Below are 11,173 nucleotides of genomic sequence, written 5' to 3' on the forward strand. Positions count from 1 at the left end.
TTTGCACAGACTCACAAGGAAATGAGGCATCATGGGATTGTTCGGTTTCGGCAGGAAACACGCCAAGAAGCAGGCTGAGGAGGCCGTCGAGGAGTCCAAGGACGTTGAAAAGTCCACGGAAAAATCCGACCAGACCTCTCAGGCGGACCGCGATGAGACGGCTGCGGAGCAGGACGAAGCCGAGCAGAGCGGGAAGGGCCCCTGGGACAGCTTGGATTCCGATGCCCCTGACACCGACGAGTACCTGGACATCGGCGCCCTGATGCTGCCCTTCCTTAAGGGCAGCGAGCTGAGGCTCAAGGCCAACTCGCAGACCGGCGACGTGCTGGGGGCCACCATCACCTACGGGTCCTCCAGTCTGGAGCTGGAGCCCTTTGCGGCCCCCAAGTCCCTGGGCCTCTGGGACGAGGTCCGGGCCGACCTGCTCAAGGCCAACCCCTCCTGCAAGGAGGTGGACGGCGTCTTCGGCAAGGAGCTGACCCTGCCCGTCAAGGTCAAGGGCAAGAACCTGCTGACCCGTGTGGTGGGCGTCGACGGACCCCGCTGGATGCTGCGAGGCATCTTCTCAGGCCCGGCAGCCAAGGGCGGCAAGGAGAAGGATGTGCTCGACGGCTACCTGGCCGACCTGGTGGTGGTCCGTGGCGATGAGCCCCTGGCCCCCCGTGACCTGGTTCCCATGCATGCGCCCATCACCCCCAACCAGCGCCGCGGAGAAGCCGAAGACCCGGAGTCCAAGGACGATGAGAGCGCGCAGATCCCCGACAGGCCAGAGGGCCCCTTCGACTCGGACCAGCAGACCGAGGTGAAGACCACCCTGTCGCGCGGACCCATGTTCTCGGAGATCCGCTAAGGCTGTGAAGCAGAAGCACTCCGGGCTGGCAGCACTGGCCGACGACGACTTCTCCGTCATGGAGGCCATCGGCGGATGGCGGGGGATCGTCGAGTCCCTGCTGCCGGGGCTGGTATTTCTGGTTTTCTTCCTGGCCACCGGCCGTCTGGGGCTGACCGTGGCGGTTTCGGCGGCCCTGGCCGTTGTGCAGCTCCTGATTCGCCTGGTCCAGCGGCAGTCCTTTCTGGGTGCGCTGACCGGTCTGCTCTCGGTGGGCATCTGCCTGGTGGCCGCATGGCTGACCCGGGATGCCCGCAATTATTATCTGCCAGGATTTTTGACCAACGGATTCTGGATCATCGTTCTCGGGGCCTCGCTGCTGGCCCGGGTGCCCGGCATCGGCCTGCTGGTGGAGTACCTGCGCCGGCCTGTGGTCTCCGGGTGGAGGCAGTGGCTGGACTCCTGGCGCAGTGAACCGGACCTGGTCCGGGCCTACACCCAGGCCACCCTGGTCTGGATCGCCGTCTTCGCGCTGCGCCTGCTGGTTCAGGTGCCGCTCTACCTGGCCGGTTCCGTTGGGTTTCTGGGCGCTGCACGCCTGATTCTGGGCCTGCCCCTGTTTGCCCTGGGCATCTGGATCAGCTGGCTGCTGATCGGCGGGCCCTACCATCGTCGCCAAGCTGACCAGGTTCAGGCCGACCAGGAGGTTCATGCCGATCATGACTGAGACCAGGGTTCGTCTGCGCATCGAACGCTATGCCGACCAGGGCCGTTGCGTAAGCCACCTGGAGGACGGCCGGGTGGTCTTCGTCCGCTTCGCCCTGCCCGGGGAGCTGGTGGAGGTCCTCTTGGACGAGCCTCACGGCCGGGCCGGCAGATTCGCCACGGGCGAGGTCACCCGGGTGCTCGAGGCCAGTCCTGATCGCCGCCAACCCGTCTGGCCCCTGGCTGGACCCTTGGCCTGGGGCGGCGGCCTTGGCGGGGCCGATCTGATACATGTCAGCCTGCCCGGTCAGCTAGCTTGGAAGGCCGATCTGATCGGTCAGCAGATGGCCCGTCTGGGCGGGGTGGACGTCCAGGTGCCGGTGGCCCGGGTACCGGGCGATGAGGAGCTGGGCGGCCTGCACTGGAGGACCCGAATCGAGCTGGTGGCCGACGATCAGGGCCGCCCCTCCATGCGTCGGCGGGGATCGCATGACCGCCTGCCGATTCAGACCATGCCCCTGGCCACCCAGGAGCTGCTGGATCAGGCTGACGAACTGGGCATCTGGGAGGGCGGCCTGCCCGCCGCTGCCCGCATACGCCTGGCCGTGCCCCAGCCGCGCGACGGGGGACCGGTCGGCGACAACTACGCCCTGCTGGTGGATGGCCGCCTGAGCAAGGGGAGCCGCCTGCTGACAGAGCGGCTGGAGGCCGGAGCAGGACCTGAATACCAGGTCCGGGCCGACGGATTCTGGCAGGTCCACCGGCAGGCACCGGTCGTGCTGACCAAGGCGGTCCTGGACCAGGCCAGGCAGGCCCTGGACGGGGTGGCCGAGCCGGTCGTCTGGGATCTCTACTGCGGATCAGGGCTCTTCACCCTGCCCCTGGCCGCTCTGGCCGACGGACGGGCCCGGCTCCTGGCCGTGGAGGGGTCCGCAGGAGCCATTGCCAGTGCGAAACACAACGTGAAGCGGGCCGGCCTGGACCGGGTGGCCCTGCGTCGGGGGGACGTGGCCAAGGTCCTGGCTGGGGGTGCGCCCAAGGGGCTGGGCCATCCCGACCTGATCCTGCTGGATCCGCCCAGGGCCGGCGCCAAGGCTCAGGTCTGCCGGCTGCTGGCCGCCAGCGGGGCTGGGACCATCATCTATGTGGCCTGCGACCCGACCAGCCTGGCCAGGGATACGGCCACCCTGATTTCCCTGGGCTACAGCCCCAAGCACCTCGAGGCCTTTGACATCTACCCGATGACCCACCACGTGGAGACCGTGGCGGTCTTCACCCGCACGGTGGGAAGGCGGCGCTGACATGAGCCGCGCCGGGCAAGTCTTGGCAGCGGTCAGGCGGCTGGCGGGCCTGCTGCTGGCGGTCGCTCTGCTGGCAGGCCTGCCCATGCTGACCGGCTGCGCCCCCAAGGACAGGGCCGTGGGCGACTCCTGGCATGAGGGCACCGTGCCCCACGACGGCGTGGATCGCTCCGATACGCTCGTGGCTTTGATCGGCTGCCCGCAGGAGGGCGTCAAGGACCCGGATTCCGGTCTGGACAGCCGCATCCTGGCATCCTTGAAGGCGGAGCGGATGAAGGGCTATTTTTCCTCAGCGCAGTCCACCAGCGATCAGCAGGATGGCGTGCAGGATGCCGTCAACCGCGGGGTCAGCCTGATTCTGATCCGCCGGCCCGGAGCCGGCGACTGGACCCCAGCCCTCAAGGCAGCCCGGAAGGCGGGCATCCCTGTGGTAGAGTTCGCTCAAAGCGCCAAGGCTTGGACCCCTGACCCGGGTAGGCTCTACTATGCGGCTACGGTCCACCCGGTCGATCCTGCCGGGAATCCACACGCGCCCTTGCTGGCCGATGCCCTGCAGACCATTGTGGACGACGGACCGCATGCCAGGATCATGGCCGTGCGCCTGAGCGCCGACCGGGAGGGGGCCGAGGATGAGCACAGGCAATGAGCAAGTGCAGACAGCGGGCACAGGCTTTCCGGACACCGACCGTCCGGGGCTGAGCTCCCGGGAGGTGGAGCGGCTGAAGGCCCAGGGGCTGGTCAACGTCTCCCAGGACCAAACCTCCCGCAGCCTGGGCCAGATCATCCGCGACAACGTCTTCACCCTCTTCAACGGGATCATCCTGACCGCCATGGTGGTGGTCCTGCTGACCGGGCAGTGGAAGGACGCGGTCTTCGGCCTGATCATCATCATCAACACCGGCATCGGCGTGGCCACCGAGCTCAAGGCCAAGCACACCCTGGACGGGCTGTCCATCCTGGTGGCCTCCGACTATACGGTGCGAAGGGATGGGCGCAACCTGACCGTGCCCCACGATGCCATCGTCAAGGGGGACCTGCTCTGGATCCGCTCCGGGGACCAGGTGCCCGCAGACGCGCAGATCATCGACACCTACGGCCTGGAGCTGGACGAGTCCATGCTGACCGGCGAATCGCGCACGGTCAAGCACAAGCCGGGGGACCAGGTCTACTCGGGCTCCACGGCCGTCTCGGGCATGGCCCTGGCCCAGGTGACCGCCGTGGGCGCCGACTCCTACGCCGCCACGCTGACGGCCAAGGCCAAGGTCTACAAGAAGGTCCACTCCGACCTGAACGAGGGCATCAACACCATCCTCAAGGTCATGACCATAGTGGTCATTCCCCTCTGCCTGCTGCTCATCTTCACCCAGATGCGGACCGTGGGCGGCTTCCAGACGGCCCTGGCCACCGGAGCCTGGCGGCAGGCCGTGGTGTCCGCCGTGGCCGGGGTCGTGGGCATGATCCCCGAGGGGCTGGTCCTGCTGACCTCCCTGAACTTCGCCCTGGCCGCCATCCGCCTGGCCCGCCACCAGACCCTGGTCCAGCAGATGGAATCCGTGGAGACCCTGGCCCGGGTGGATGCCCTGAATCTGGACAAGACCGGCACCATCACCGACGGGGGCATCGTCTATGACGACCTGCACCCGCTGGTCGAGGATCTGCCGGCCCGGCAGCTGCGGCAGGCCCTGGTGGACGTCTGCGCGGAGGAGAGCCCCAACGCCACCGGACGGGCCATCCTCAAGGGGATGGAAGACCTGCACCCGGGCAGGGCCGTCAGCCGCCTGCCCTTCTCTTCGGCCCGCAAGTGGAGCGCCGTGGCCGACCAGTCCGGCAGAATCTGGTACTTCGGCGCCCCGGAGGTGCTCCTGGCATCCCAGGCGGGCAGCTGGCCCCAGGTGGACCGGCAGGTGGCCGACCTGGCCGACCGCGGCTACCGGGTGCTGATGCTGGCCGCCCCCGACGGGTACCCGGGCACCGACCAGCCTGACTACTTCACCAGCAGCCCCGACCTGCCCGGGAACCTGAAGCCCCTGGCCCTGATCACCTGCTCGGAGCACATCCGCGACGACGCTGCCGAAACCCTGGCCTGGTTCCGCCAGCAGGGCGTGCGTTGCCGGGTCATCTCGGGCGACAACCCGGCCACGGTGGCGGCCATCGCCAACAAGGTGGGCCTGACCGGCGACCGGGCCCCCAGGGCCATGGATGCCCGCCAGCTGCCCGAGGACACCGCAGCCCTGGCCGATGTCCTGGAGGATGTGGACGTGCTGGGCCGGGTCCTGCCCGACCAGAAGAAGGCCATCGTCCAGGCCCTGCACCTGAAGGGCCACACGGTGGCCATGACCGGCGACGGGGTCAACGACTCCCTGGCTCTGAAGGAGGCTGACCTGGGCATCGCCATGGGCAATGCGGCGGCCGCCACCAAGGCCGTGGCCCAGCTGGTCCTGGTGGATTCGCGCTTCTCCCACCTGCCCGACGTAGTGGCCCGTGGCCGGCAGGTCATGGCCAACATGGAGCGTGTGGCCGGCCTCTTCCTGGTCAAAACCGTCTACTCGGCCCTGATCTCCCTGGGCGTGGTTCTGACCGGCATCCCCTTCCCCTACCTGCCCCGGCACATCACCTACATCGGCGCCCTGACCATCGGCACACCGGCCTTCTTCCTGGCGCTGGCCCCCAACACCAGGCGCTACCGGCCCGGCTTCCTCAAGCGTGTGGTCACCTTCGCCCTGCCCTCGGGCATCGCCACGGCCTTGATTGTGCTGGCGGCGGCCTGGAGCCTGCCCGGCCTGCTGGGACTGGACCTGGCCCGGCCCGGCGACCTGGGGCGCTGGCGTTCGGTCTGCGCCATCGTCCTCTTCTGCATGGGCGTGCTGGTCCTGACCCAGGTGGCCCGGCCCCTGCGCTCCTGGAGGGGCCTGCTGGTCCTCTTCTTCGCCGCAGCCGGGGTGATCGGGGCCCTGATCCCCGTTGTGGCGCGGTTCTTCGCCATCAGCCTGCCCACCGGTCCGGCCCTGGCCGCCACCGTGGCCTTCGCCCTGGTGGGAGCCCTGCTCATGGTCCTGGCCGTCCTGGGCTATCCGGCATGCGCACGTTACATCCGTCAGGTAACACATGGGCGCTAAGAATGAACCTCACAAGCACAGATAAGCGTCACTGACGGCCTGGGGTCCTCCCGCCGCCGGTCCACATGGGCGCAAGGGCAGTGCCTGAGCGTCCAAGGAAGGGGTGGTGCATGTCAGAATCCGCACAAGATGCCGGTCGTTCCAAGCTCAAGGTGGGCTCCGAGGAGTTCGAATACTACCGGATCAGCGACCTTCCGGGCATCGACCACCTGCCCTACAGCCTGCGCATCCTGGCCGAGAATCTGTTGCGGCACCAGAACGGGACCACGGTGACCCGGGACCAGCTGGATCAGCTGCTGAACTGGGACCCCAAGGCCCAGCCCGACAGGGAGATCCAGTACAGTCCCGCCCGGGTGCTCATGCAGGACTTCACCGGCGTGCCCTGCATGGTCGACCTGGCCACCATGCGCGATGCCGTCAAGGCCCTGGGCGACGACCCCTCCCTGGTCAACCCGCTCATCCCCGCGCAGATGGTCATCGACCACTCCGTCCAGGTGGACAGCTCGGGCGTGCCCGGCGCCCTGGAACACAACATGGACATGGAATACCGGCGCAACAGCGAGCGCTACCGCTTCCTGCGCTGGAGCCAGCAGGCCTTCCAGAACTTCCGCGTGGTGCCCCCGGGCACCGGCATCATCCACCAGGTCAACCTGGAGTACCTGGCCCAGGTGGTCATGCGCAGGGACAGGACCAAGGGGGAGGGGCCGGCCCTGGTCTACCCGGACTCCTGCGTGGGCACCGACTCCCACACCACCATGGTCAACGGCCTGGGCGTGCTGGGCTGGGGCGTGGGCGGCATCGAGGCCGAGGCGGCCATGCTGGGCCAGCCCATCTCCATGCTGGTGCCCCAGGTCCTGGGCTTCAAGCTGACCGGATCCATCCCCGAGGGGGTCACCGCCACCGACGTGGTGCTGACCGTGACCCAGATGCTGCGCGAGGTGGGCGTGGTGGGCCGGTTCGTGGAGTTCCACGGCAAGGGCCTGGCCCAGGTCCCCCTGGCCAACCGGGCCACCCTGGGCAATATGAGCCCCGAGTTCGGCTCCACCTGCGCCATCTTCCCCATCGACCGAATCACCCTGGACTACCTGCGCCTGACCGGCCGCAGCGACGAGCATGTGCGCCTGGTGGAGGCCTATGCCAAGGCCAACGGGCTGTGGATGGACCCGGAGGATGCCGACTGCCCCGAACCCGAGTATTCCCAGGTGCTGGAGCTGGACCTGTCCACGGTGCGGCCGTCCATCGCCGGCCCCCGCCGGCCCCAGGACCGCATCCTGCTGGACCAGGCCCAGAAGACCTTCCATCGGGACTTGAAGGATTACAGCGACCAGGACAAGGACAGCGACGGCGAGGCTGTGCCCGTCAAGAAGGCCGACGGCAGCGAGTTCAGCCTGCGGGACGGGGATGTGGTCATCGCGGCTATCACCTCATGCACCAACACCTCCAACCCCTCGGTCATGGTGGCCGCCGGTCTGCTGGCCCGCCAGGCGCGCGCCCGGGGCCTCAAGCCCAAGCCCTGGGTCAAGACCTCGCTGGCTCCCGGCTCCCAGGTGGTGACGGACTATCTGAACCGGACCGGCCTGAGCAAGGACCTGGACGCCCTGGGCTTCGAGCTGGTCGGCTACGGCTGCACCACCTGCATCGGCAACTCCGGCCCCCTGGACCCGGCCATCCACCAGGCCATCGCCGACCACGACCTGACGGTGACGGCCGTGCTCTCGGGCAACAGGAACTTCGAGGGCCGCATCAGCCCGGATGTGAAGATGAACTATCTGGCTTCGCCGCCCCTGGTGGTGGCCTACGCCCTGGCCGGCACCATGGACTTCGACCCTTGGCACGACCCACTGGGCCAGGACAGCCAGGGCAAGCCGGTCATGCTGGCGGACATCTGGCCCTCCCAGGAGGCCATCGAGTCAGTGGTGGGCACCGCGCTGGACCGGGACATGTACCTGCGCGACTATGCGGACGTCTTCGGCGGGGATGATCGCTGGCGGAAGCTGGAGGTGCCGGAGGGCGAGCTCTTCCACTGGGATCAGGATTCCACCTACATCCGCCGCCAGACCTTCTTCGATGGCATGAAGGCCCAGCCCGACCCCCTGGAGGACATACACGGGGCCCGGGTGCTGGCCCTGCTGGGGGATTCGGTCACCACCGACCACATCTCGCCCGCAGGGGCCATCAAGGCCGACGCGCCGGCCGGCCGCTACCTGCAGGAGCACGGCATAGCCCCCAGGGACTTCAACTCCTACGGCTCCCGGCGCGGCAACCATGAGGTCATGGTCCGGGGCACCTTCGGCAACATCCGCCTGCGCAACCAGCTGCTGGCCTCGGCGGGGCTGGATGTACGTCCGGGAGGGTTCACCTACGACTTCCTGAACGGCCAGGAGACGACCATCTTCGAGGCGGCGCAGGACTATGCCAGGCAGGGCACGCCCCTGGTAATACTGGCAGGCAGCGAGTACGGCACAGGCTCCTCCAGGGACTGGGCGGCCAAGGGCACAAGGATGCTGGGTGTGCGGGCCGTCATAGCCAGATCCTTTGAGCGCATCCACCGCAGCAACCTGATCGGCATGGGCGTGCTGCCGCTGGAGTTCCCAGCGGGTCAGTCGGCCCAGAGCCTGGGGTTGGACGGCCAGGAGACCTACGACCTGGTTGGCGTCGATGAGCTCAACAGCTCCCTGCCTGAGCAGGTCCAGGTGCGGGCCCAGCGGCCCGACGGCAGCAGGGTGGAGTTCGCGGCCAAGGTGCGCATCGACACCCCTGGCGAGGCCGAGTACTACCGCAACGGCGGCATCCTGCAGTACGTACTGCGTGGGCTGCTGTCCAGGGCCGGCCAGGAGGCCTGAAGATACAAAAAATCCCCGTCCCAATGCCAGGGGCGGGGATTTTCTTTTTGTCAGTTGCGGTCGCCGACCAGATTCAGGATGTAGAGGAAGAGGTTGACGAAGTCCAGGTAGAGGTTGAGGGCGCAGAGGATGGAGACCCGCTTGATGGCCTCCGGCCCCTGGCTGCGGTAGGTGGCGAAGATGGCCCTGGTCTGCTGGGCGTCATACATGGTCAGTCCGGCGAAGAGGATGATGCCGATGGCCGAGACCACGCGCAGGGCCGTGTTGGAGGGGGCCACGAAGAGCATGACCACCTCGACCAGAATCAGCATGAGCAGGCCGGCCATGAAGATGGACCCCATGCCCAGCATGTTGCGCCGTGTGGTCAGCGCCAGCATGCTGAGGACGAAGAAGAAGCCTGCGGTGATCACCAGGGTCAGCATGATGGAGGGCAGGGAGTAGGTCATGAAGATGGTGCTCAGGGTGAAGCCCATCAGGGCCGCATAGAGGTAGAACATGACCCGGGCGGTGGAGGTGCGCATGCGCATGACCCGGAAGCTCAGAATCATGGCGAAGGCCACCTGGACCACGGCCATGCCGATCCACCCCAGGGTGCCCGTGGCCTGCATGAAGGCCAGGAGCAGTCCGGTCCGGGCGGTCAGATAGGCCGTCAGGGCGGTGACCAGCAGGCCGACGGCCATCTCCGCATAGGCGCGGGACATGGAGACCCGTTCCGCCTTTTCAAAGCTGTATGCTGCGTTGGTGTCGATGGGCGAGCCCATGCCGTAGGGCTCACCACCCTGCATGGTCGGCATCGGCTGCTGTGTGTACTGACCGTATGGGGCCTGCGGCCGCGGATTCCCGTTGAAAGCCATCTGCTCCTCCTTGTCTTCCCGCCTATGGCGGATGGTCGTCTTATTCAAGTCTACATGGCCGATTTGGCGGTATAAAGGGTGTTTGCTCTGGCTGGAATCAGGTGGGGGTGGCCGCCCTGGCGGGGTGGTTGCATGCCCGTATCCCGCCGTGGCGGTTGCCCCCTCTCCTGATGTGCCGTCCAGACTTTGCAGGCTGGGCGGAGTGTGGTGGGGGCGCGGGAGGAAAGTGTCAGCTCTCTTGGGGATGAGCCTTGATTGGCACGTTTCCTCCCTGCTCCCCCTTGATGGGCCGGGGGCGGGGGGATTGATACGCCGCCCGGCCGCTCTTACTCGTGCGAAGCGTGAACCAGTCGGCGTGTTTCCTTCCGGTGGCGGCGGGAGGCGAGGACCCCGCCCATGCCGGTCATGCCCGCGGCCAGGGCGAGCAGGATGCCCTGCCCGCCTGCCTTGGGGAGCACGCCTGCTGGCAGGTACGTGTACTTCAAGGAGGTGTCGGGCGTTTGGGGTGCGCCGCCCAGCGTGTAGTCCACGCTGACGGTGACCGTGCCCGGCTGGTGTGCGGGCGTGAGCACGGTCACGCTGCTGCCATCGCCGCGCGTCAGGTTCGTGCCGGCATTGCTGTCGAATCTGACGCCGGTGATCACCAGCTGCAGGTTGAACACCACCGGCACAGGAATATTCGAGTCCTTGGTGGTGTCGTTGCCGAGCTGGCCATTGCCGTTGGCACCCCAGGTGTAGGCGTTTCCGTCACTGCCCAGGGCCAGCGAATAATATTCTCCGGCGCTGAGCTGTACGGCCTTTAGCCCCTTGCTCGTATCGGTGGGGTTGGCGGGGTTGCGCACGCGTACAGGAACGGACGAATCTCTGGTGGTGGTGTTGCCGAGCTGGCCATAGTTGTTCCATCCCCATGCGTAGGTGTATCCGTCGCTGCCCAGGGCCAGTGAATGATTGAATCCGGCGATAATCTGTGCGGCTTGCAGTCCTTTGCTCGTATCGTTGGTCTTGGCGGGGTTGCGCACGCGCACAGGAACAGTCGAATTGCTGTAGCTCTTGTTGCCGAGCTGGCCATAGTTGTTGTATCCCCATGCGTAGGCATACCCGTCGCTGCCCATGGCCAGCGAATGATCGCCTCCGCCGTTGACCTGTACGTAGGTAAAATCCGCAGGTGCGTTTGTAGGTTTCCTCACTTTGACTGGCGTAGTCCTGTCGGTTTTCGTCCCGTCGCCGAGCTGGCCATCGCTGTTCAATCCCCATGCGTAGGCGTTCCCGGCGCTGCTTAGAGCCAGCGAATGCTGCCATCCGGCGCTGACTTGCACGTAGGTGAGGCCTGTAGGTTTCCCTACTTTGACCGGCGTAGTCCTTTGAGTGGTTGTCCCGTCGCCGAGCTTGCCATAGGTGTTGCTTCCCCATGCGTAGGCGTTGCCGTCGCTGCCCAGGGCTAGCGAATGATCGTCTCCTGCGCTGATCTGTACGTAGGTGAGGCCTGTAGGTTTCCCTACTTTGACCGGCGTAGTCCTTTGAGTGG

The 11,173-nt window shown here is 66.8% G+C and carries 8 protein-coding genes; 6 read left to right on the forward strand and 2 right to left on the reverse strand.

Annotated elements, in window-relative coordinates; all coding sequences use genetic code 11:
• Positions 1 to 31: 31 nt before the first annotated feature.
• From QRX40_RS06085 to acnA, 6 genes are all read left to right on the forward strand, one after another.
• Positions 32 to 850 (forward strand): DUF3710 domain-containing protein, encoded by an 819-nt coding sequence (locus QRX40_RS06085; protein WP_313837016.1) that lies wholly within the window; start codon positions 32 to 34, stop codon positions 848 to 850.
• A 58-nt stretch (positions 851 to 908) separates the two neighbouring features.
• Positions 909 to 1,556, forward strand: a complete 648-nt coding sequence (locus tag QRX40_RS06090) for a DUF3159 domain-containing protein (RefSeq protein WP_396184426.1) — start codon at positions 909 to 911, stop codon at positions 1,554 to 1,556.
• Entirely contained in the window at positions 1,549 to 2,835 is a 1,287-nt protein-coding gene (locus tag QRX40_RS06095) for an RsmD family RNA methyltransferase (RefSeq protein WP_313837046.1), read from the forward strand. Before QRX40_RS06090 ends, QRX40_RS06095 begins: the two co-directional genes overlap by 8 nt.
• Position 2,836: 1 nt before the next feature.
• Entirely contained in the window at positions 2,837 to 3,481 is a 645-nt protein-coding gene (locus QRX40_RS06100) for a substrate-binding domain-containing protein (protein WP_313837020.1), read from the forward strand.
• Complete coding sequence (locus QRX40_RS06105) at positions 3,465 to 5,951, forward strand: HAD-IC family P-type ATPase (RefSeq protein WP_313837021.1); 2,487 nt, start codon at positions 3,465 to 3,467, stop codon at positions 5,949 to 5,951. Before QRX40_RS06100 ends, QRX40_RS06105 begins: the two co-directional genes overlap by 17 nt.
• Positions 5,952 to 6,061: 110 nt before the next feature.
• On the forward strand, positions 6,062 to 8,794 hold the full coding sequence (gene acnA / locus QRX40_RS06110) for an aconitate hydratase AcnA (protein ID WP_313837022.1): 2,733 nt from the start codon (positions 6,062 to 6,064) through the stop codon (positions 8,792 to 8,794).
• Positions 8,795 to 8,844: 50 nt separating this feature from the next.
• Here the strand turns inward: acnA and QRX40_RS06115 are convergent, their stop codons facing one another.
• A complete protein-coding gene (locus QRX40_RS06115; RefSeq protein ID WP_144085540.1) occupies positions 8,845 to 9,648 on the reverse strand; it encodes a Bax inhibitor-1/YccA family protein in 804 nt (267 codons plus the stop codon).
• Positions 9,649 to 9,974: 326 nt separating this feature from the next.
• On the reverse strand, positions 9,975 to 11,173 hold a 1,199-nt coding region (locus QRX40_RS06120), incomplete at its 5' end, for an RCC1 domain-containing protein (RefSeq protein WP_396184413.1).

The organism is Bifidobacterium sp. H6bp9 (assembly GCF_032193695.1).
Lineage (GTDB): Bacteria > Actinomycetota > Actinomycetes > Actinomycetales > Bifidobacteriaceae > Bombiscardovia > Bombiscardovia kimbladii.

What these genes read in the sequence shown, in the direction of transcription:
- QRX40_RS06085 (WP_313837016.1), top strand. Translation starts at nt 32, where the DNA reads ATGGGATTGTTCGGTTTCGGCAGGAAACACGCCAAGAAGCAGGCTGAG.
- QRX40_RS06090 (WP_396184426.1), top strand. Translation starts at nt 909, where the DNA reads ATGGAGGCCATCGGCGGATGGCGGGGGATCGTCGAGTCCCTGCTGCCG.
- QRX40_RS06095 (WP_313837046.1), top strand. Translation starts at nt 1,549, where the DNA reads ATGACTGAGACCAGGGTTCGTCTGCGCATCGAACGCTATGCCGACCAG.
- QRX40_RS06100 (WP_313837020.1), top strand. Translation starts at nt 2,837, where the DNA reads ATGAGCCGCGCCGGGCAAGTCTTGGCAGCGGTCAGGCGGCTGGCGGGC.
- QRX40_RS06105 (WP_313837021.1), top strand. Translation starts at nt 3,465, where the DNA reads ATGAGCACAGGCAATGAGCAAGTGCAGACAGCGGGCACAGGCTTTCCG.
- acnA (WP_313837022.1), top strand. Translation starts at nt 6,062, where the DNA reads ATGTCAGAATCCGCACAAGATGCCGGTCGTTCCAAGCTCAAGGTGGGC.
- QRX40_RS06115 (WP_144085540.1), bottom strand. Translation starts at nt 9,648, where the DNA reads ATGGCTTTCAACGGGAATCCGCGGCCGCAGGCCCCATACGGTCAGTAC.